The sequence below is a fragment of the Micromonospora sp. NPDC023633 genome (genome assembly GCF_040640035.1).
Taxonomy (GTDB): Bacteria; Actinomycetota; Actinomycetes; order Mycobacteriales; family Micromonosporaceae; genus Micromonospora.
Map to the genome: position 1 here is coordinate 1 of NZ_JBFABB010000017.1, position 18,530 is coordinate 18,530.

20 protein-coding genes are annotated in these 18,530 nt (G+C 75.1%); 5 read left to right on the forward strand and 15 right to left on the reverse strand.

Going from position 1 to position 18,530, the window contains the following annotated elements:
• The 4 genes from AB0G13_RS07725 to AB0G13_RS07740 all read right to left on the reverse strand — a co-directional run.
• A partial coding sequence (locus AB0G13_RS07725; RefSeq protein WP_357870433.1) for a hypothetical protein occupies positions 1-289 on the reverse strand: 289 nt, incomplete at its 3' end.
• A gap of 47 nt (positions 290-336) precedes the next feature.
• The gene (cutA, locus tag AB0G13_RS07730; protein ID WP_357088067.1) at positions 337-657 is read right to left on the reverse strand and encodes a divalent-cation tolerance protein CutA; all 321 of its coding nucleotides are present in this window, start codon (positions 655-657) and stop codon (positions 337-339) included.
• A 9-nt stretch (positions 658-666) separates the two neighbouring features.
• A complete protein-coding gene (locus AB0G13_RS07735; RefSeq protein WP_357870437.1) occupies positions 667-1,683 on the reverse strand; it encodes a 1-acyl-sn-glycerol-3-phosphate acyltransferase in 1,017 nt (338 codons plus the stop codon).
• Positions 1,683-2,513, reverse strand: a complete 831-nt coding sequence (locus AB0G13_RS07740) for a patatin-like phospholipase family protein (protein ID WP_357870440.1) — start codon at positions 2,511-2,513, stop codon at positions 1,683-1,685. The genes AB0G13_RS07735 and AB0G13_RS07740 overlap by 1 nt, the downstream gene beginning before the upstream one ends.
• Before the next feature lie 188 nt (positions 2,514-2,701).
• Between AB0G13_RS07740 and AB0G13_RS07745 the strand changes: the two genes are divergently transcribed.
• Positions 2,702-4,267 carry a serine/threonine-protein kinase gene (locus tag AB0G13_RS07745; protein WP_357870443.1) on the forward strand — a complete coding sequence of 522 codons (1,566 nt, stop codon included), beginning with the start codon at positions 2,702-2,704 and terminating at the stop codon, positions 4,265-4,267.
• Between the two features lie 11 nt (positions 4,268-4,278).
• On the opposite strand, the gene AB0G13_RS07750 is transcribed toward AB0G13_RS07745, so the two are convergent.
• From AB0G13_RS07750 to AB0G13_RS07800, 11 genes are all read right to left on the reverse strand, one after another.
• Positions 4,279-5,340: a glycosyltransferase family 4 protein gene (locus AB0G13_RS07750; RefSeq protein WP_357870628.1), complete on the reverse strand. Its 1,062-nt coding sequence runs from the start codon at positions 5,338-5,340 to the stop codon at positions 4,279-4,281.
• Between the two features lie 164 nt (positions 5,341-5,504).
• A complete protein-coding gene (locus AB0G13_RS07755) occupies positions 5,505-6,197 on the reverse strand; it encodes a BON domain-containing protein (RefSeq protein WP_357870446.1) in 693 nt (230 codons plus the stop codon).
• Between the two features lie 178 nt (positions 6,198-6,375).
• Entirely contained in the window at positions 6,376-8,283 is a 1,908-nt protein-coding gene (locus AB0G13_RS07760; RefSeq protein WP_357870448.1) for a trypsin-like peptidase domain-containing protein, read from the reverse strand.
• 62 nt (positions 8,284-8,345) lie between these two features.
• On the reverse strand, positions 8,346-9,902 hold the full coding sequence (locus tag AB0G13_RS07765; protein ID WP_357870451.1) for a HAMP domain-containing sensor histidine kinase: 1,557 nt from the start codon (positions 9,900-9,902) through the stop codon (positions 8,346-8,348).
• Positions 9,899-10,600, reverse strand: coding sequence for a response regulator transcription factor (locus AB0G13_RS07770; protein ID WP_089003225.1), 702 nt, complete (start codon positions 10,598-10,600; stop codon positions 9,899-9,901). Before AB0G13_RS07770 ends, AB0G13_RS07765 begins: the two co-directional genes overlap by 4 nt.
• A 75-nt stretch (positions 10,601-10,675) precedes the next feature.
• The gene (locus tag AB0G13_RS07775; RefSeq protein WP_357870454.1) at positions 10,676-11,329 is read right to left on the reverse strand and encodes a PadR family transcriptional regulator; all 654 of its coding nucleotides are present in this window, start codon (positions 11,327-11,329) and stop codon (positions 10,676-10,678) included.
• A complete protein-coding gene (locus AB0G13_RS07780; RefSeq protein ID WP_357870456.1) occupies positions 11,326-12,156 on the reverse strand; it encodes a DUF4097 family beta strand repeat-containing protein in 831 nt (276 codons plus the stop codon). Before AB0G13_RS07780 ends, AB0G13_RS07775 begins: the two co-directional genes overlap by 4 nt.
• A 93-nt stretch (positions 12,157-12,249) precedes the next feature.
• On the reverse strand, positions 12,250-13,047 hold the full coding sequence (locus AB0G13_RS07785; protein ID WP_357870460.1) for a lysophospholipid acyltransferase family protein: 798 nt from the start codon (positions 13,045-13,047) through the stop codon (positions 12,250-12,252).
• 77 nt (positions 13,048-13,124) lie between these two features.
• Entirely contained in the window at positions 13,125-13,901 is a 777-nt protein-coding gene (locus AB0G13_RS07790) for a GNAT family N-acyltransferase (protein WP_357870463.1), read from the reverse strand.
• A gap of 184 nt (positions 13,902-14,085) precedes the next feature.
• The gene (locus AB0G13_RS07795; RefSeq protein WP_357870466.1) at positions 14,086-14,592 is read right to left on the reverse strand and encodes a hypothetical protein; all 507 of its coding nucleotides are present in this window, start codon (positions 14,590-14,592) and stop codon (positions 14,086-14,088) included.
• A gap of 94 nt (positions 14,593-14,686) precedes the next feature.
• On the reverse strand, positions 14,687-15,298 hold the full coding sequence (locus tag AB0G13_RS07800) for a TetR/AcrR family transcriptional regulator (protein ID WP_357870469.1): 612 nt from the start codon (positions 15,296-15,298) through the stop codon (positions 14,687-14,689).
• A 51-nt stretch (positions 15,299-15,349) separates the two neighbouring features.
• Between AB0G13_RS07800 and AB0G13_RS07805 the strand changes: the two genes are divergently transcribed.
• The 4 genes from AB0G13_RS07805 to AB0G13_RS07820 all read left to right on the forward strand — a co-directional run bounded on the left by AB0G13_RS07805 (position 15,350) and on the right by AB0G13_RS07820 (position 18,474).
• Positions 15,350-15,841 carry a hypothetical protein gene (locus tag AB0G13_RS07805; RefSeq protein ID WP_357870471.1) on the forward strand — a complete coding sequence of 164 codons (492 nt, stop codon included), beginning with the start codon at positions 15,350-15,352 and terminating at the stop codon, positions 15,839-15,841.
• Positions 15,842-15,935: 94 nt separating this feature from the next.
• Positions 15,936-16,598: a hypothetical protein gene (locus AB0G13_RS07810; RefSeq protein ID WP_357870474.1), complete on the forward strand. Its 663-nt coding sequence runs from the start codon at positions 15,936-15,938 to the stop codon at positions 16,596-16,598.
• Positions 16,599-16,729: 131 nt separating this feature from the next.
• On the forward strand, positions 16,730-17,665 hold the full coding sequence (locus AB0G13_RS07815; protein ID WP_357870476.1) for an ATP-binding cassette domain-containing protein: 936 nt from the start codon (positions 16,730-16,732) through the stop codon (positions 17,663-17,665).
• Positions 17,662-18,474: an ABC transporter permease gene (locus tag AB0G13_RS07820; protein ID WP_357870479.1), complete on the forward strand. Its 813-nt coding sequence runs from the start codon at positions 17,662-17,664 to the stop codon at positions 18,472-18,474. Before AB0G13_RS07815 ends, AB0G13_RS07820 begins: the two co-directional genes overlap by 4 nt.
• Positions 18,475-18,530 lie beyond the last annotated feature (56 nt).

Here is an 18,530-nt window from a genome sequence, read left to right on the forward strand (position 1 = left end):
GGCGCACCGGCGCCGGGGTCGCGGGCGCCGCCGGGCGCGACACGGGGAACTCCGCCCGGACCGCGGCTGCCAGTGCCGCTCGGCGCTGACGGGCCGCGCCCAGCCGATCGGCGAGCCCCTGGTACGTCGCGCGGGCCCGCTCGACCTCGCCGCCGAGCGCGACGATCTCCCGGTCGAGCCGGACCACCTCGGCGGCGGCCGGGTGCGGCGGCCGGCCGCACCCGGAGCAGCCGGAGCCGAGGTCGGCCGGTGCGCCGCAGGCGGGACAGGGGTAGCCGGTGTTCTGCACCCGGCCATCATGGTGGCCGGGAGATCACCTGACCAGAGTGCGGGTACTCAGGGCCGGGTGTGCTCGTGCACCCAGGTGGCGTAGCCGGGGTCGCCGCTGTCCACCCGGGTCACCAGGATCTCCGGCACCTCGTACGGGTGGCTGGCCCGGATCTGCTCCACCAGCGCGGCGGCCCGGTCCGGCGCCGTCTTGAACTGCACCGACCACTCGGTGCTGGTCTCCACCCCGGAACGCCACCAGTAGGTGCTGTCCACCTGGCCGCCCACCTGCGCGCAGGCCGCGAGCCGACCGGCGACGGCCGCGGCCGCCATCACGTCAGCGACCGAGCGGGCGTCCACCACAGTCGTCACCACGCAGATCTGGTCCACCAGCGCACCCTACGCGGCAGCGTCCCGGTTGGCCGCGATCCACTCGTCGATCCGGGCCCACCAGTCGAAAAGCCAGTCGATCCGCTCCTGGCGACCGGTGGGCACCTCCTCGGGCGGCACCGACCAGAAGCGCATGGTGATCCGCTTGTCCATCGGCAGTTCCCGCCACACGTCGCCGACGGTGAGCATCCGGTCCAGGCCGGTGTGCGCCACGAAGATCACCCCGGCGTCGGGCGCGGCGTCCAGCGCCGCGAGCAGCCCGCCCGGCTGCGGGGCGAGCACGTGCCGCATCCGTTCGGCGCGCCGCGCCATCCGTTCCAGGCCGAGGCCGCGCAGCCGGTCGATGGCCCGCAGCCGGCGGCCGGGGGTGAAGTTGCCGCCCTCCGGGAAGATCACGAACGCGTCGTCGTCGTCCAGGCCGTGGGCCAGGTGCCCGATCTGCTCGGTCAACGATCCCCGGCCCTCGGGGCCCGGCGCGAGGAAGCGGTTGGGCAGCCGGTTGAGCAGCACGTCGACCGCCGGATCCCACTGAAGGCTGTCCTTCAGCACGATCCGCGGCTCCCGGTTGAACCAGTTGACCAGGGCGTGGATCAGGATGAACGAGTCGCCCGGGCCGGCGTGCCGGCAGAGCACCAGCTCGGGCCGGCCGGGCAGGGCCGTGTCGGGGTCGGTGCCCACCACGTCGATGCTCAGGTGCAGCGCCCAGCGGGCGTGCCAGAAGAGCGCCCGCAGGAACCAGCCGGCGAGCACGTAGTGCGCCCGCTGGAAGGCCGGCGACCGGACCCGCCAGCCGAAGCCGGAGGCGACCCAGAGCAGGAAGAGCGCGAGCAGCGCCGTCGCGTCCCAGACCAGGTAGACGCAGCCGAGCCAGAGCAGGCGCAGCGGTCGCAGCCGGCCCGGGACCAGCGGCGAGGCGGCCGCCGCGAGCAACGCCCACACCGGCAGGGTCGTCACCACCAGGAAGGCGAGCAGCACCACGCCGGGGGCCAGGAGCAGCCGGCGTACCCACTGCGGCGGCAGGGGCATCAGTGTTCCAACTGCGTCGCCAGGTAGCGCCGGGAGGCCGTGTAGGCGCGGCTGATCCGCCGCCCCACCGCCGCCATGTCCCGGTACGCCCACGGCGTGTCGTCGCGCGGCTCCAACCCGCCGGTGGGCAGCACGTGCACCTCCACCCCGTCGGGCAGGGCCGCCATCTCCCGGGCGAACCGGTGCCGCCGGGCGATCTCGAACGCGACCTGGGCGATCTCCCAGGGCCGCCGGGGCGGGCTCAGCTCCCGCTCGATCCGGCCCACCTGGAGGACGAAGATCCGCGTGGCCCCCACGGCGACCGCCTCGCCGATCGGGATGGAGTTCACGATCCCGCCGTCGACGTAGTGCTGGTCGTCGATCCGGGCGGGCGGCAGCAGCCCCGGCACCGAGGCGGAGGCGAGCACGGCCGGCACCAGCGGCCCGCTGTCGAACCAGTGTTCGGCGGCGCGTTCGATGTTGGCCGCGCAGCAGCGGAAGGGCACCTGGAGATCGGCGAAGGTGGTCTCCGCACCCAGCTCGGCCTCCAGCAGCTTGCGCAGCGGGCGGGGCGAGTGCAGGTGGGTGCGGGCGGCGAAGCGGCGCAGTTGGCGGGCCACCGAGTCGCCGTACACCTCACTGGCCTCGGGTGAGGCCCAGAGCCGGACCAGCCGGTCGGTGACCGCCTCGGACGGTTCGGCGGCGACCAGCGCGCCGTTGACCGCCCCGATCGAGGTGCCGAGCACCACGTCGGGCCGGATGCCGGCCCGGAACAACGCCCGCAACATGCCCACCTCGACCGCGCCGAGGACACCCCCGCCCCCGAGCACGAACGCCACCGGTCCCGACATGGCTTCATCCTGGCACGGGCGGAAAAGGGGCCGTCCGGTGCGGCCCGGCGAGGTGGCCCGGGGTGGCGCCGGCGGCCGGGCCCCGGTTCCGCCCGTCGGGGTCCGGCCCCGGAAGGTAGCCGACCGTTGACAGGCCCGACACATTCGCGCAACCTGATAGCGCTCCCACAGCGAGGCAGGTGCGATCCGTGAAGCCAGCACTGCACCCCGGCCGATTGCTGGCCCGCCGGTACCGGCTCGTCGACCAGATCGGCGCCGGCGGCATGTCGGTGATCTGGCGGGCGCGCGACGAGGTGCTCGACCGGGTCGTGGCGCTGAAGGTGCTCGCCCCGTCGCTCGCCGCCGACGCCCGCTTCCGCGACATGGTGCGCGAGGAGGCCCGCGCCGCCGCCCAGCTCGTCCACCCGCACGTCACCTCTGTGCACGACTACGGCGAGACGGTCGCGCCCGACGGGTCGATCACCTCGTTCGTGGTGATGGAGCTGCTGGCCGGCGAGGAACTGGAGGTCCGGCTCACCGAGGGGCCGCTGCCGTGGGCCGAGGCGGTCGAGGTCGGCGCCCAGGTGGCGGACGCGCTCGCCGCCGCCCACCGGCTCGGCATCGTGCACCGGGACATCACCCCGGCCAACGTGATGATGACCCGGACGGGGGTCAAGGTGCTCGACTTCGGCATCGCCACCCGGATCGGCGCGCCGGACGACGACGAGGACGGGGGCACCTTCGGCACGCCCGCGTACGTGGCGCCGGAACGGCTCGACGGGGCGCCCGCGCAGCCGGCCACCGACGTGTACTCCCTCGGCGTGCTGCTCTACGAGGCGCTGTCCGGTCGGGTGCCGTACCCGGCGGACACCTGGGAGCAGCTCAGCGAGGCACTCGCCGGGGACGGCCCGCCCCCGCTGGCCGCCATGCCGGGCCTGCCGCCGGAGGTGGCCCGTACCTGCCTGCGCTGCCTGGCGCGGGACCCGCTGGAGCGGCCCACCGCCCGCCAGGTCGCCACGGTCCTGCGCGACCAGTTGCTCCCCGCCGACCCGCAGGCCGCCACCATGCTCGCGCCGACGGTCACCCTCCCGACGCTGCCGACCCCCGCGCCCACGGTTGACTCCGCCCCGTCGACGGGTGCGGCGGGCGGCCCGGCAGGACCGGCCGGGGCGGAGCCGGAGGGCCCGGCGGCATTGGCCGGGGCGGAGCCGGACGGCGGACCCGAGTCGCGCAGCGCCCGCCTCGCCCGCGAGCGCCGCCGACGCCGGTTGCCACGGCCGGTGCTGATCGTGCCGGTCGTGCTGCTCGTGGGGGTGGCCCTGGCCGTGCCCACGATCGGTCAGGAGGAGGCGAGCCCGCCCCGGTCGCTGCCCACCACGGGCCCGTCCGACCCGTCGCCCTCCCCCACGCCGACGGCCGACGCCGCACCGGCCCCGGCGGCCTCCCCGACCCCGACCTCCACCCCGCCGGTCGCGCCCAAGCCGACCCGGACGCCCCCGGAGCGCGCCGACCTCATCGAGGCGGCCAACCGGGTCGACGGGCTGATCGACGCGGGCCTCGACGACGGGGGCATCCGCCCCGACGTCGGCCTCGACTTCCGCAACGAGCTGCGCAACCTGACCGACGCGGCGCGCGCCCGGTCGGGCGACCTGGGCGAGCGGATCGCCCGGCTCCGCGAGAAGGTCGCCATCCGGCGCGGCGAGGGCGCCGTCACCGACGCGTACGCCCGCCGGCTGGACAGCGCGATCACCGCGCTCGGGGCCGCGCGGCTCTGACCGCCGGGCGGTCAGCGGGTCCGGGCCCGGACGGGCTCCCGGGCCGCCGCGGGCGGGGCCGACTCCGCGATGAAGCGGCGGTACACCTCCTCGTACCCGGCGGCCATCCGCTCGGTGGAGAAGTTCTCCGCCACGTGCGCGACGCAGGCCGCCGGGTCGAGGTCCGTCGCCGCCCGCAACGCGCCGGGCAGCTCGTCCACGCGCTCGCAGATCAGGCCGGTCCGGCCGGGCCGGACGAGTTCCGGCACCGCGCCCCGGTCCAGCGCCACCACCGGCGTGCCGGTCGCCATCGCCTCCACCATCACCATGCCGAACGGTTCGTCCCACTGGATCGGCATGATCAGGCACCGGGCCTCGACCAGCAGCCGCAGCGCCTCGGCCCGGTCGGCGTCGAGCACCACCCGGACGTCCTCGCCGAGCAGGGGCCGGACCACCTGGTCGTAGTAGCGGTGCTCGGCCGGCTCGTTGCACTTGCCGGCCAGCACCAGCGGCAGGCCGGCGGCCCGGCACGCCCGGATGGCGAGGTCCGGGCCCTTGTCGGGGCTGAACCGGGCCAGCCAGAGCACCGGCCCGTGCCCGGGCGCGGTCTTGTGCGGGACGCCGCGGACGTCCATCGCGTTGTGCACCGTACCGACCCAGGGCAGCGGCGGATTGAGCCGGCGCTGGGCGTGCGAGATGGCCACCAGCCCGACACCGCTGTCGGTCTCGCTGAGCACGTCGCCGTACTCGCCCACGGGGTTGCCGTGCACGGTGGCCACGGTGGGCACGGCTCGGTGGCCGGCGATCAGCGGGCCGATGGTGGTGTGGTCGTGGACGACGTCGAAGTCGCCCGCGTGGACCCGGTGGTTGACCCGGGCCAGGTGGGCCAGCTCGGGCAGCGCCTCGCCGAGCCGCTCGAACTGGAGCTCGGGCACCGTGGAGACGAACGCGGCCGTGGTCCCGTGCTCGCGGCCGGCGCCGAAGACGGTCACCGCGTGGCCCCGGTCGACCAGCGTCTCCACCAGGCCGGTCACCACCTGTTCCAGCCCGCCGTAGCCGGGCGGTGGCACCGACAACCACGGTGGCAGCACCATCGCGATCCGCAACGGCCGCTCTGCCGATCGGTCGGGCGACGGACGGTCGACGGCCACGGACACCTCCCTGTCGGTCACTGCTGTGGAGCACCGGGCCGGCCTCGTCGCGACCGGTTCCCCGCTGCGCGGGCGGGATCGGCGACGGTTTCCCGTCGGCGGCACCACTAAACCGGACGATCCGGGCGCTCACCGCCCAGGAGGAGCCGCTCCCGCACCGCCCGCACCCCCTCGCCTGACCAGGCCACCCGCTCCGCCTCGTCCCGCTCCCACCAGGAGCGCACGACCCCGGTGAGCACGACCGTGTCCCCGTCCAGCTCGACGGTCACCCGCTCCGTGCCGACACCACGCGCCATCGCCCGCTGGAGGTCGCGCCGGGTCCGCTCGGGGTCGGGACGGGTGGCGGGCCGCACCTCGACCAGGTTGGTCACCCCCCGTACGCCCCGCAGCCGGCGCAGCTCGCGCTCGGCGGTGCGCCGCTGCCAGCCGAACTCCACCTGACCGCGGAGCATCACCCAGCCGTTGGCCACGGTGACGTCCAGCCGCTCCGCCGGGACGAAGCTGTCCCACTCCAGCGCCCGGCTCGCCGCGATGGCGATCTCGGCGTCCGTACGCCCCGGCTCGCCGGCCAGGTGCACCCCGACGTCGTCGGCGACCGCCCGCACCCCCCGTACGCGCTGCGCGCAGCGCTGCGCCGCCCACTTCCGCGCGTACCCGTCGACCCAGCCCGTCAGGGTCACCACGCCGTCGTGGACGGTCACCCCGATCTCGTTCGGCTGCACCTGGGCGTCCCAGGCCAGTTCGTCGAGCACGTCCCGCTGGATCCGCTCGTCGGTCCGAACGGCCGCTGCCGTGGTCATCGCACCCCTCCGTACGCCTCGCCGGGTCCTGCCTGTCCGACGGTGCCGGCGCGACGGGTGACGGCGGTTCACCCGGACCGGGTGAACCGCCGTCGAGAGGGAGCGGCGGGTGACGGAGCCAACCCCCTTGGCCCCGCCACCCGCCGCCGGAGGGAGGAGGAAAGTCTTCGGTTGCCGGTTACGACGTCTCGGCGAGCGTCACGGTTGCCCTGGCTTCGGTGCCGTTGCGCTTGTAGGTCACCTCGACCCGGTCGCCGACCTTGCCGGCCTGCACGGCGCCGACCAGGTCGTCCGAGTCGTTGACCACCTTGTCGCCGAACCGGGTGACCACGTCGCCGCGCTGCAACCCGGCCTTCTCGGCGGGGCTGCCCGGGGTGACGGTGGCGACCAGGGCGCCGCCGCCCTCGGCGGCGGTCACGCTGACCCCGAGCGACGGGTGGCTGACCTTCTCGCCCCGCTGGAGCTTGCCGGCGACGTCCTTGGCCTTGTTGCTGGGGATCGCGAAGCCGACGCCGATGTTGCCGCTGCTGCCCTGCCCGGCGGTGGCGATCGCGGTGTTGATGCCGATCACCTCGCCCCGGGTGTTGACCAGCGCGCCGCCGGAGTTGCCCGGGTTGATCGGCGCGTCGGTCTGGAGCAGCCCCGCGATCGAGCTGGCTCCCTGGCTGGGCTCCTGCCGCTGCTCGCCACTGCCCGCCTGGATGGTGCGGTCCCGGGCGCTGAGGATGCCGGCGGTGACCGAGCCCTGCAGGCCCAGCGGGCTGCCGAGGGCGAGCACCTGGTCGCCGACCTGCATCGCGTCGCTGTCGCCGAAGGTGGCGGGCTTCAGGTCGCTGACGCCGTTGGCCTTCACCACCGCCAGGTCGGTCTTCGGGTCGGTGCCCCGGATCTGGGCCTGGGCGGTCTTGCCGTCGGAGAAGGTCACCACCACGCTGCCGTCGGTGGCGGAGGCGACCACGTGGTTGTTGGTGAGCACGAAGCCGTCGGCGGTGAGGATCACGCCGGAGCCCTCGCCGTTGTCCGTGGCGATCGAGACGACGCTGGGCTGCACGGCGGCGGCGATCCGGGGCAGGTCGGCGCTGTTGATGACCGGCGCGGCGGAGTAGGTGCGGGTGATGCCCGAGTCGCCGTCGACGGCGAGCGCGAGCGCCCCGCCCGCGACGCCCGAGCCGAGCATCAGCGCGAACACCGCGACGCCGGCGCCGGCGAGCTTGGCGATCCGGCCGGGTCGAGGGCCCGCCGTCTGCGGTGCCGCCCAGGGCGGCACCGGCTGGCCGGAAGGGTGCGGCTGCTGGCCGTACGGCTGTCCCGGCTGGCCCCCGCCGCTCCAGCCGGACTGCTGGCCGTACCAGGGCGCGCCGGGGTGACCGGCGGCCTGCGCGTGGCCGGGCTGCGGATAGCCGGGCTGGCCCGCGACGTGCGGGTGACCGGGCTGGCCCGCGACGTGCGGGTGACCGGGCTGGCCCGCGACGTGCGGGTGACCGGGCTGGCCCGGGAACTGCGGGTAGCCGGGCTGGCCCGGGAACTGCGGCTGTCCGGGCTGGCTGCCGGCCTGCGGCTGGGGCTGGCCGGGGACCGGGTGCTGCGGAACGGCCGGGGCGGGCGCGAAGGGGCCCGGCGGGGTGGGCCGGTCGGGCGAGCCGGCAGCCTCGGGGGCGCGGGCCGGCTCGGCGGCGCGCGGGGCGCCGTCGCCAGCGGCCGGGTTGTCGGCGGCCGGGCCGGACTCCGCGGTACGGGGCGCCTCGCCGCCGGCCGGGGCGGAGCCACCGGCGGCCGGGGCAAAGTCGCTGCCGGGCGCGGTGGTGAAGCCGACGGTCGGGGCGGACTCGCCGCCGGACGCGGTGGCGAAGCCGACGGTCGGGGCGGACTCGCCGCCCGGCGCGGTGGTAAAGCCCGCAGTCGGGGCGGAGTCACCGCCCGGCGCGGTGGCGAAGCCGACGGTCGGGGCGGAGTCACCGCCGGCCGGGGCCGTCGGGGCGGAGTCGGACTGCGCGCGCTCGGCGCGCGGCAGCTCGGCGGTGGGGTGCGACGGCTCGGCGTCGGGGTGGGCCGGCCGGCGCTGCGGGTCGGACTCGTGCTCGGTCATGCGTCCACCTTGACGCGCGGCACTGCGATCCGCCTGGAACGCACCTGAATGTTGGCTGAAAGTCACTCGCCATCACCCTCGGCCCCCGGCACGAGCGGGAGTCGGACCCGGAAGGTCGATCCCCCGCCGGGGGTCCCGGCCACCTCGACGGTGCCGTGGTGGGCGCGCACCAGCGCCGCGACGATGGCCAGGCCGAGCCCGGTGCCGGTGTTGCCGCCGGCCCGCCGGGTCCGCGCCGCGTCCACCCGGTAGAAGCGCTCGAAGACGCGCTCCGCCTGCTCCGGGCTGAGCCCGGGGCCGGTGTCCACCACCTCCACCACGGCCAGGTTCCCGGGCTCGGACCGCAGCCGCAGGGTCACCGAGGCCTCCGGCGGGGTGTGCGTGAGGGCGTTGGTCATCAGGTTGCCGATGATCTGGCGCAGCCGGGCGTCGTCGCCGTAGACCACCAGCGGGCCGGACCCGGGCCTGACCTCCAGCTCGATCCGGCGCTCCGGCGCCACCACCCTGGCGGCCTCGACCGCCTCGCTGGCCAGCACGGGCAGTTCCACCGGAGCGAGGGAGAGCGGTCGCTCCCGGTCCAGCCGGGCGAGCAGCAGCAGGTCCTCCACCAGCAGCCCCATCCGGGCCGCCTCCTGCTCGATGCGGCGCAGCAGGTCGGCGGTCTGCTCCGGCGCCCTCGCCGCGCCCTGCCGGTAGAGCTCGGCGAAGCCCCGGATGGTGGTCAGCGGGGTCCGCAGCTCGTGCGAGGCGTCCGCGACGAACTGCCGCATCCGCTCCTCGGATCGCCGGGCCCGCGTCTCGGAGGCCAGTGCCGCGCCGGCCGCGTCCCGGGCGGCGGCCTCGGCGGACCGGGCGGCGGTCTCCGAGGCGGCCCGCGCGGTGAAGGCGACCTCGATCTGCGTCAGCATCGCGTTCAGCGCCCGGGAGAGCCGTCCCAGTTCGGAGGTCGGGCAGGGTTGCCCCTCCTCGGGGTCGGGCACTCGCCGGGTGAGGTCGCCACCGGCGATGGCGGCGGCCGTACGCTCTATCTCCACCAGCGGTTTCAGGCTGGTCCGGACGATCGCCGCGCCGATGGAGGCGAGCAGGATCAGCACCGCGCCGCCGACCAGCAGGTCTATCCAGACCAGCTGTTTCACGGCGCGGTCCACCTGGATGAGCGGCTGACCCACGGCCAACACCGAGCCGTCCTTCTGCCCCGCGTAGACCACCCGCCAGCGGGTGTGGCCGTCCCGGGACAGGACGGTGCGGGGCTCGCCCACCCGCGCCGCGAACCCGCTCCAGTCCGTGGGAAAGCTCGGCAGTTGCTCGGGGTCGAGGCTCTTGACGTCGTAGACCGTCGGGTACACCTGGTCCTCGTCGGCGATCGCGACGACGTAGCTGCTGGGCAGCATCGCCTGGACCTGGCGGCTGCGCAGCCCGGGAAGCGCCTGCCCGAGGCCCTCGTTGGCCGACTTGATCTGGCCGTCGACCTGGCCGACCAGGTAGTCGCGGAGAAAGAAGGCGGTCAGCGAGCTGATCACCAGCAGCGCGACGGCGACCAGGGCGAGCACCGAGGCGACCAGCTTCACCCGCAGCGGTACGCCGCGCAGCCAGGCCTTGCCCTGGTGGAGCGGGTTCACGCCGCCGGCTTGCGCAGGACGTAGCCGACACCCCGCAGCGTGTGGATCAGCCGGGGCTGGGTGTTGTCCACCTTCCGTCGCAGGTAGGAGATGTAGGACTCGACGATGTTGTCGTCGCCCCGGAAGTCGTAGTTCCACACGTGGTCGAGGATCTGCGCCTTCGACAGCACCCGGTTGGCGTTCAGCATCAGGTAGCGCAGCAGCTTGAACTCGGTCGGCGAGAGCTGCACCCGCTGGCCGGCCCGGTGCACCTCGTGGGTCTCCTCGTCCAGCTCCAGGTCGGCGAAGGTGAGCCGGGAGGGCGCCTGCTCGCCGCTGCTGGTCCGCCGCAGCACCGCCCGGATCCGGGCGGTCAGCTCCTCCAGGCTGAACGGCTTGGTGACGTAGTCGTCCCCGCCGAGGGTGAGCCCCCGGATCTTGTCGTCGGTGGCGTCCCGGGCGGTGAGGAAGACCACCGGCGTGCGGGTGCCACCCTCGCGCAGCATCCGGATGACCTCGAAGCCGTCCAGGTCTGGCAGCATCACGTCGAGCACCACCAGGTCGGGCCGGTGGTCCTTGGCGGCGTTGAGGGCGGCGCTGCCGCTCGTCGCGGTGGCCACGTCGAAGCCCGCGAAGCGCAGGCTCGCGGAGAGCAGTTCGAGGATGTTGGGATCGTCCTCGACGACGAGCAGTCGCGCCTCGGTCTGGGTAGCGGCCATGCCGCCCATCATCCGTGTTCTCGCTGCGTCCGCGCTGGGCGGTCGCTGGAAAGAACCTGTGAGCGGGCGCGGGGCTCAGCGCAGCAGCCGACGCAGCCCGTCCAGCGCGCCGTCGAGCAACCGGACGGCGGTACGCAGCTGCGAGTCGCTCGGCCGGCGCGCCCGGACCAGGGCGCCCACCTCGACGGCGAAGGCGGCCAGCCGCTGGTCGAACTCGTCCAGCGGGGTCGACCCGGGCGCGGGTGCGGGACCGTTCGCCGACGACGCGCCGGTGGGGGGTGTGGGTGAGGGGGCGGGCGTCGGGCCGGAGCCGGGGGGCGCCCAGCGGGTACGGCGGGTCTGCCGGGCCGCCTCGCGCAGCTCCCGCTTCAGGTCGCGGACGGAGCCGCGTACCTCGTTCTGGATCTCCCCGGCCAGCGCGGACAGGTCCTCGACCGAGGCGGCGATGTCCGCCTCCAGGGCGGTCAGCTCGCCGGTCCGCTGCCGAAGCTCGGCCCGGCCCGCCTCGGTGATCTCGTAGACCTTGCGACCGCCAACGGCGGTGTGGGTGACCAGCCCGTCGGCCTCCAGCCGCTGCAGACGGGGATAGATGGTGCCGGCGCTGGGCGCGTAGAGGCCGAGGAAGCGTTCCTCCAGCAGGCGGATCAGCTCGTAGCCGTGCTTCGGGCCGTCGTCGAGGAGCTTGAGCAGGTAGAGCCGGAGCCGCCCGTGACTGAACACGGCGGTCACGGCAGCTCCTCCTCGTCGTCGTCCACCGGGCGGGCGAGCAGCGCGATGCTGCCCGACGTGGCGGACGCGGAGAGCGTACCTCCACCCGCGCCGAGCACGGCTTCGCTGTCGACCATGCCCCCCGGGGCGGCGCTGCCCCGCACCTGGGGGAAGCCGCTGGTGATCCGGCCCGATGTGGTGTGCAGGCGGACCGCCAGGTCGCTGTCGGCGCGGACCCGGACGGTGATGCTGCCGGAGATCGTGTCGAGCCGGATGTCGCTGCGCCGGGGATTGTCCAGGTCGCAGGTGATCGCCCCGGAGACGGTCTGCGCGCGGACCTGGCCGGCCGCGCTGTCGGCGAGGGTCACCTCGCCCGAGACCGTCTCCAGGTCGAGGTCGCCGGCCACGCCCAGCGCCTCGACAGGGCCCGACATGGTCTTCGCCGACGTCCTGCCGCCCAGCCCCTTCAGGGCGATCTGGCCGGAGGTCACCTCCGCCCGGGTCCGGCCGCGCAGGCCCGACGCGACCAGTGAGCCCTCCACCAGTTCCAGGTCGGCCAGCACGTCGGCGGGGACCGCGACGGAGACGTCGACCCGGGGCAGCCGGGACAGCGGGCCCAGCCAGAAGACGAACTCCGAGAGCCGCCGGCGCCGCTGCTGGCGGACGGTGAGCCGGCCGTCGTGGTGCTTCACGAGGACCGGCCGGTTGCCGACCCCCGTGACGTCGACCCGGGCAGGACCGTCGGTGGCCACCACGTTGAGGCGACCGCTGAGCAGGCGTACGTCCAGGCGGGTGACCGTCCCGTCCAGCGTGATCCGCTGCGGGGCGTGCACGGTCCAGTCGGCCATCGGGTGTCCTTCCTCGGCGACGCGCCGCCACGGGCGCGTCGGATGACAGGACACTAACGCGATACATCGCGATATGACAAGCGGCGTCCCAGGTCACGCGGCCAGGTCGAGCCCGCGCCGGCGCCCGCCGGGCGGGGTACCGGCGGCGGCGAGGTGCACGACCGACTCGGCCGCCCGGGCGAGCAGCCGCCGGTCCGCGCCCCGGGCGGGATGCAGAGCGGCGGAGACGGTCACCCGGACCTCCAGGCCCCGGGCGGCCAGCACCCGACGCACCGAGCGGAGCAGGTCGTCGTCGCCGACGAAGGCGGCCGCCGTGGTCGGCGCGCCGGTCGCGGCGCACCGGTAGCCGATCCGCAGCGGCACCACCGGTGCCTGGGCGTCGACCGCCGCCTGGAACAGCGCCGGGCGGAACCCCCGGCCGGGCCGGCAGCCGACCGCGTCGGCGGTGCCGCACCAGGTCGTACCCTCCGGGAAGACCGCCACCGGGCGACCGGCGCGCAGCGCGGCGGTGACCCGGGCCACCGTCGCGGGCAGGTCGCGGGGGCGGGAACGGTCGACGAGGACGGTGCCGGCCGCGGCCGCGAGCAGCCCGACCAGCGGCCAGGACCGGACCTCCCGCTTGGCCACCATCCGGGCCGGCGCGACGGCCAGCAACGCCAGCACGTCCAGCCAGGAGGCGTGGTTGGCGACCAGCAGCGCCCGCCGCCGGGGCGACCGGCCGCGCACCACCAGGCGCACGCCGAACGCGCGCAGCGTCCACCGGGCCCAGCCGCCCACGGCCGCCGCCCGGCCGCCGGCCGGCAGCACCGGCAGCAGCGCCGCCAGCCCCGTGCCCGCCGCCAGCATCGCGAGGACCGCGAGCAGCCGGCCCGCCCGCCGGGCCGGCGACACGCCCGGCACCTCGCCGTCGACCGGGAGACATCTCGGCCCGCACCCCGACGCGGGCAGCCAGAGGCGTCCGGCCGCGCTCACCGTTCGGCCCCGCCGAGGAAGTGCCGCAGGTAGCGGGGGTTCATCCGGTCCAGGGAGAAGAGCACGTAGAAGTCGGCCACCCCGAAGTCCGGGTCGTACGCCGGCTCGCCGCAGACCCAGGCCCCGAGGCGCAGGTAGCCGCGCAGCAGCGGCGGCAGGGCTCCCGCCGCCGGGCCGTCGACCGCCGCCGGCGCGGTCGCCGCACCCGGCTCGGCGAACCAGGGGCGCCTCGGCCGTACGCGCAGTCGCGGCGGGGCCAGGTGCCGGGCGGAGACCTCGTCCCACACCCGCGCGACGGCCCCGCCCCCGTCGGCCACCGGCACCGATGCGCAGCCGCCGAGCCAGCGCGAGCCGCGCAGGTGCAGGTAGCGGACGATGCCGGCCCACATCAGGTTGATCACCGCCCCGGAGCGGTGGTCGGGGTGCACGCAGGACCGGCCGGCCTCGACCAGGTCGTCGCGCAGCGGGTCGAGCGCGGCGAGGTGGAACTCGGTCTCCGCGTACCGCCGGTCGGTGCGCCCCGGCGGGAGCAGCCGGTACGTGCCGACCACCTCCGCGGTGCTCTCCTGCCGGACGATCAGGTGGTCGCAGTACGGGTCGAAGTCGTCGACGTCGAGCCCGGCGGCGCCCGGGCGCAGGACGGCGCCGAGCTCGGTGGCGAACACCTCGTGGCGGAGGCGTTGCGCGGCCGCGACCTCGCTCGGGTCGTCGGCGATCAGCAGGGTGTAACCGCTGGTCGTCAGGGGTGCGCCAGCGGCGTGCAGAACGGCCATGGGACCTGTGTAGGCGGCCCGGGTTGCCGGCCGGCGGGGTGAGGGGTGTCGATGAGGTGAACGGCCCGTGCCGGTGTCGGGCCGACGGCGCGCGAGGCTGCCCGGGGGGCCTCCTCCGTACCCGCCCGCTCTCCCGCGACCCGCCGCGCGGGTGGCCTCGGTCCGGCCGGGACGCGGCCCCGTTTCAGCGGGTGACGCGCAGGTCCCGGGCGAGATGCGAGCGCCGGAACCCCACCGTGGCCAGGCGCCGCAGGTCGGCCCGGTTGTCGTGCATGAGCTGGACGTGGAAGTAGTTGACGTACTCGAGCGCGGCGAAGATGCCGAAGGCCAGCCCCGGGTACGACTGCGCGCCGGGCGCCCGCACGGCGGCCACGGCGCAGGCGGCGACCACGGCGGCCAGGAGGACCGGCAGGACCGCGCGCGCGGTGGCGAAGTGCCGCCGGCCGGGCAGGCGCGGCTCCCCGCGGCGCAGTTGTCGCAGCTTGAGCGCCCAGTACGCCGCGCCCACCACGAGCAGGGCCGCGAACGCCCCGAAGCCGGCGAGGTTCACCGCCGTCAGCGGCAGGCCCACCACCTGGAACCACAGCCACTCCTGCAGGGGAACGTTCAGCATCTCCCACCCGGCGAGGAAGCGGAGCCGACGCCGGGCCGCCTCGCGCGCCGGGCCGGCCCGCAGGTAGGTCCTGGGCACGGCCCCAACAGTGGCACAGCGCCGGGAGAACACCGGTAGGCATGGGCTGCCCGCAGCGGCGCCCCGGTCCCGCCCTGTCACGGGGTGACCGAGGTCAGTCTCGTGGGCGCACGGTTTGCGACGGCGCGGAGTCCGGGGGGCCGGGCAGCAGCAGGGCGACCGCTCGTCGTACGGCCTCGATGTCGTCCTCGCCGGGAGTCCCGTTGTCGCGCATGGCGCGGCGGGCGACCGCGTAGGGCAGGTCGACGACGGCCAGCACGACGTCCGCCAGGCGGTGCCCGGTGGCGTGGGCCACGGCGGTGAGGGCATCGCCGAGGGCGCGGTGGTGGGTCTGCGCCTGCCGGGCGAGCTCGGGTGACGTGTCGCCGCGCAGCAGGTCGCGCAGGGCGTGGCGCAGCAGGAGGGCGGCGTCCTCGGGTTGGGACCGACACCAGGTCAGGACAGCGACCGCGGCGCGGACGCCGGCCTGCGCGTCGGCGGGTGCGAGGGCCGCCAGGTAGACGCGGAGGAAGCGGTCCTGCGCCCGCAGCCAGGCGGCGGCTACGAGGTCGTCGCGGCGGGGGAAGCGGTGGTACACCGAGCCGCTGGAGGCGCCGGTGGCAAGACAGACGGCACGGGCGGAAGCGGCGGCCGGCCCGCCCGAGAGCACCAGCGTGCGGACGGCGTCGAGCATCACGTCGGCCGAGTGCTTGACCGGCTGCGGCATGGGGTAGAGACTACCCTCTACTTGAAATAGCGAATGTTCTCTAGGGGAGTCATGGTCCGCAACATCCACGAGCGGCAGCTCGCGGCACCTTCCGCAGCCGTGGGCGCGTTGATCGACTCCCTGGCCACCCCGGACGACCGGTTGTGGCCGCACGGGCAGTGGCCGGCCATGCGGCTCGACCGCCCACTCGGCGTCGGCGCCCGCGGCGGACACGGGCCGATCGGCTACACCGTCGTCGCGTACCAGCCCGGGGCACGGGTCCGGTTCGAGTTCTCCGCGCCGGCAGGCTTCCGCGGCCACCACGAGTACGAGGTCCTACGGGTCACCGACCAACGCTGCCTGCTGCGTCACTCCCTCGTCATGACCACGCGGTGGCCGGCGTGGGTGAGCTGGCCGATGGTCTACCGCCCGTTGCACGACGCCCTGATCGAGGACAGCCTGGACATGGCGGCCCACCACCTGGGCCTGGCCTCGACCCCGCCGCACCGCTGGACACGGCGGGTCCGGGCCCTGCGGTCACTGATCCGCCGACGGCGGCCCTGACGGCAGCGCCCGTGCCGGTGTCGGGCCGACGGCGTGCGAGGCTGCCGGGGGGCGTACCGGCGACGGGGCCGGGCGCCCTCGCCGGAGGTGTCTGATGATCATCGAGTCGCGCTTCAACGGGCCACCCGGCTCGGGCAACGGCGGCTGGAGCGCCGGGGTCTTCGCCGCCGGTGCCGGCGGCCCGGGGCCGGTCGAGGTGACCCTGCGTCGCCCGCCCCCGCTGGAGACCCCGCTCACTCTCGTCGACGGGGAGGTACGCGACCCGGAGGGCCTGGTCGTCGCCCAGGTCCGCCCCGCGGAGGACCCCCGGGCGGTGGTGCCGCCGGTGGACCTGCCGGCCGCGCGGGCCGCCTCGGCGGCGTACCCCGGGCTGGCCGACCATCCCTTCCCGGGCTGCTACGTCTGCGGCCCGGACCGCGCCGACGGGTTGCGGATCTTTCCGGGTCGGCTGCCGGACGGCCGCACCGCCGCGCCGTTCCGCGTGCCCGGGCCGGTCACCACGCCCACCGTCTGGGCCGCGCTGGACTGCCCCGGCGGCTGGGCCGTGATCGCCCCCGGCCGGCCGTACGTCCTCGGGCGGATCGCGGCGGTGGTCGCGGCGCTGCCCGAGCCGGGCGACGAGTGCGTGGTGACCGGCGTGATGGTCGGCGGCGAGGGGCGCAAGGCGCTCGTGCACACCAGCTTGTACGCCCCCGACGGCACCCTGCTGGCCTGGGCCCGGGCGACCTGGATCGCCGTGGCGGACGACGTCGGATAATCGTCCCTGGGGATGAGGGCCTCCTGCCTGAGGCGGAGGTGGATCTAGGAAGTGCGCCTGATTGACCTGGTTGCGCGCGCCCGCCACGCTGTGTCACGGCGTACCCCGACGCCACCGCACGAAGGAGAGCAATGACTGACGGGCAGAGAAGCCCCACCGGTGACGGTCAGATCGTGGTGTCCGGCCTGACGAAGCAGTACAAGAACGTCCGGGCCGTCAACGACCTGTCGTTCACCGTCCAACCGGGGCGGGTGACCGGCTTCCTCGGCCCGAACGGCGCCGGCAAGACCACCACGCTGCGGATGCTGCTGAACCTGGTCACGCCGACCAGCGGGACGGCGACCATCGGCGGGCGGCGGTACGCCGACCTGACCGACCCGCTGCGGCACGTCGGCGCCGTGCTGGAGGCGTCCAGCGCGCACAAGGGCCGCACCGGCATCAACCACCTGCGGGTGATCGCCGCGGCGGCCGGGCTGCCGAAGCACCGGGCCGAGGAGGCGCTGGCGCAGGTCGGGCTGACCCCGGCGGCGAAGCGCAAGTTCAAGGGCTACTCGCTCGGCATGAAGCAGCGGCTCGGCATCGCCGCCGGCATGCTCGGCGACCCCCGCGTGCTGATCCTCGACGAGCCCGCCAACGGGCTCGACCCGGAGGGCATCCGGTGGATGCGCGGGTTCCTCAAGAACCTCGCGCACGAGGGCCGCACGGTGCTGGTCTCCAGCCACCTGCTGTCGGAGATGCAGCTGCTCGCCGACGACGTGGTGATCATCGCGGCCGGGCAGCTGGTCCGGCAGGGCACGGTCGAGCAGGTGATCGGCTCGATGGCGCAGGGCGTCCGGGTCCGGGTCCGCACCCCGCAGGCCGACGCGCTGACCGCCGCCCTCAAGGAGGGGCCGGCCACCGTCGACGTCGACGAGCACGGCGTCCTGCTGGTGGGCGGGGTGGACGCCCCGACCGTGGGCCGCGTCGCCCTGACGGCGGGCGTCGAACTGCACGAACTGACCACGGAACGGCCCGACCTGGAACGGGTCTTCCTGGAGCTGACGGCCGGAAAGGCGGGCATCCGATGAACCTCGTCCGGTCCGAGCTTCTCAAGATCCGCACCACCAGCACGTGGTGGTGGCTGGCCATCGCCGCGTTCCTGTCGATCGTGCTGGCCTTCGCGCTCAACGCCTGGGTCGCCAACGAGACGTTGAGCGGCAAGGGCGACAACCTGGGCGTCACGGGCGACCAGGCCTCCGCGGGGGCGCAGGCCGCGAACCTCTACACCTCCGGGCAGTACCTGGGCCTGATGTTCGTGATGCTCATCGGCATCCTGATGGTCACCAACGAGTTCTTCCACCAGACGGCGACCACGACGTTCCTGGCGACGCCGCGGCGCACGTCGGTGATCCTCAGCAAGCTGGTCGCGGCCAGCCTGCTGGGCGTCGGCTTCTGGCTGGTGACCACGCTGATCGACCTGGCCGCCGGGGCGGTGTTCCTGTCGGCCAACGGCCACGGCACCCTGCTCGGCGAGTGGGCCGTGCAGCGGGCGCTGCTGCTCAACCTGCTGGCGTACGCGATCTGGACGGTCCTCGGCATCGGCATCGGCACGCTGATCACCAACCAGCTCGGCGCGGTGATCACCGCCGCGGTGCTCTACCTCGTCGGCACGCAGGTGGTGGGGCTGCTGTTCATGCTGCTGTCGAACGTGCTGGACAGCCAGGCCGTGGTCAAGTGGCAGGTGATCTGGCCGGCCGTCGCCTCGACGGTCATGGTCAGCGAGGGCCAGACGGACTTCACCCCGGCGTGGTGGGTCGGCGCGCTCGTGCTGATCGGCTACGCGGTGGTGAGCGGGGTCGTCGGCGTCCTGATCACCCGGCGGCGCGACATCTCCTGACACGTTGCGACGGCGGGGGTGGTGCCGAACACCACTCCCGCCGCCGCGCGACTGGG

Excerpts from the sequence above, each read along its gene's own strand:
- AB0G13_RS07790 (WP_357870463.1), bottom strand. The coding sequence starts at position 13,901 with ATGGCCGTTCTGCACGCCGCTGGCGCACCCCTGACGACCAGCGGTTAC.
- AB0G13_RS07815 (WP_357870476.1), top strand. The coding sequence starts at position 16,730 with ATGACTGACGGGCAGAGAAGCCCCACCGGTGACGGTCAGATCGTGGTG.
- AB0G13_RS07750 (WP_357870628.1), bottom strand. The coding sequence starts at position 5,340 with ATGGTGCTGCCACCGTGGTTGTCGGTGCCACCGCCCGGCTACGGCGGG.
- AB0G13_RS07780 (WP_357870456.1), bottom strand. The coding sequence starts at position 12,156 with ATGGCCGACTGGACCGTGCACGCCCCGCAGCGGATCACGCTGGACGGG.
- AB0G13_RS07770 (WP_089003225.1), bottom strand. The coding sequence starts at position 10,600 with ATGGCCGCTACCCAGACCGAGGCGCGACTGCTCGTCGTCGAGGACGAT.
- AB0G13_RS07740 (WP_357870440.1), bottom strand. The coding sequence starts at position 2,513 with ATGTCGGGACCGGTGGCGTTCGTGCTCGGGGGCGGGGGTGTCCTCGGC.
- AB0G13_RS07800 (WP_357870469.1), bottom strand. The coding sequence starts at position 15,298 with ATGCCGCAGCCGGTCAAGCACTCGGCCGACGTGATGCTCGACGCCGTC.
- AB0G13_RS07820 (WP_357870479.1), top strand. The coding sequence starts at position 17,662 with ATGAACCTCGTCCGGTCCGAGCTTCTCAAGATCCGCACCACCAGCACG.
- AB0G13_RS07810 (WP_357870474.1), top strand. The coding sequence starts at position 15,936 with ATGATCATCGAGTCGCGCTTCAACGGGCCACCCGGCTCGGGCAACGGC.
- AB0G13_RS07755 (WP_357870446.1), bottom strand. The coding sequence starts at position 6,197 with ATGACCACGGCAGCGGCCGTTCGGACCGACGAGCGGATCCAGCGGGAC.
- AB0G13_RS07735 (WP_357870437.1), bottom strand. The coding sequence starts at position 1,683 with ATGCCCCTGCCGCCGCAGTGGGTACGCCGGCTGCTCCTGGCCCCCGGC.
- AB0G13_RS07760 (WP_357870448.1), bottom strand. The coding sequence starts at position 8,283 with ATGACCGAGCACGAGTCCGACCCGCAGCGCCGGCCGGCCCACCCCGAC.
- AB0G13_RS07805 (WP_357870471.1), top strand. The coding sequence starts at position 15,350 with ATGGTCCGCAACATCCACGAGCGGCAGCTCGCGGCACCTTCCGCAGCC.